Genomic DNA, 326 nt, shown 5'->3' with positions numbered 1-326 from the left:
CCTCCGCGCTGAGTCCCTCGGCCATCGACGCGGTGAAGTCGAAGCGGTCGAGCGACTTTGGATAGGGTTTCGTCAGATAAGGATGCAGGAGCAACCGCGCGAGCCTTTCCTCGTCGACCGTGCCGGCGGCAGCCAGCCTGCCGTCGCGGTCCATCTCGCCGAGGCCTTTCGCCTTGATGAAATCATTGACCGGTGCATTGGCCGGCCCGGTGTCGAAGGCGACAATGTTGTCCTTGCCGTCCCACCAGGTGATGTTGGCGACGCCGCCGAGATTGAGCACCGCCATGTCGCCGTTGGCATCCGCCGCGCGCAGCAGCGCGGTGTGA

1 protein-coding gene is annotated in these 326 nt (G+C 65.0%); it reads right to left on the bottom strand.

Annotation, left to right across the window (positions count from 1 at the left end; all coding sequences use genetic code 11):
• The coding region (locus EN807_RS33800) for an anhydro-N-acetylmuramic acid kinase (protein ID WP_189522692.1) at positions 1-326 on the bottom strand (326 nt) is incomplete at both ends.

This window comes from Mesorhizobium sp. M5C.F.Ca.ET.164.01.1.1 (assembly GCF_004792125.1).
Classification (GTDB): Bacteria; Pseudomonadota; Alphaproteobacteria; order Rhizobiales; family Rhizobiaceae; genus Mesorhizobium; species Mesorhizobium wenxiniae.
Note: the sequence above shows the minus strand (reverse complement) of the source record. Positions and strands in the feature narration are given on the sequence as shown.